The sequence below is a fragment of the Methylobacterium sp. CCH5-D2 genome (assembly GCF_001556475.1).
In the GTDB taxonomy this organism is placed as follows: Bacteria; Pseudomonadota; Alphaproteobacteria; order Rhizobiales; family Beijerinckiaceae; genus Methylobacterium; species Methylobacterium hispanicum.
In genome coordinates, this window is sequence record NZ_LSIX01000110.1 from 1 (window position 1) to 276 (window position 276).

The following is a 276-nucleotide window of genomic DNA, read 5'->3' on the forward strand; positions in this document are numbered from 1 at the left end:
CATCACCCTCATCCTCGGCACCGCCGCCTTCGCGCACGGCGACGAGGACCACGGCGAGCCGATGCGGGGGGCCGCCCTGATCGAGGCGCGGGCCCCCGGCTCGGCTGACCTCGCCCAGCGCCTGCCCGACGGCTCCGTGTTCGTGCCCAAGCCCACGCAACGGCTCCTCGTCCTGCGAACGACCATGACCGAGCAGGGCAGCTTCCACCGCTCGGTCGAGCTGCCGGGCCGCATCATCCCGGACCCGAACGCCAGCGGCGTCGTCCAGTCCTCGGT

The 276-nt window shown here is 73.6% G+C and carries 1 pseudogene; it reads left to right on the forward strand.

What is annotated here, in order from left to right:
- A pseudogene (locus AX737_RS02285) lies at nt 1-276 on the forward strand (RND transporter); the annotation flags it as partial.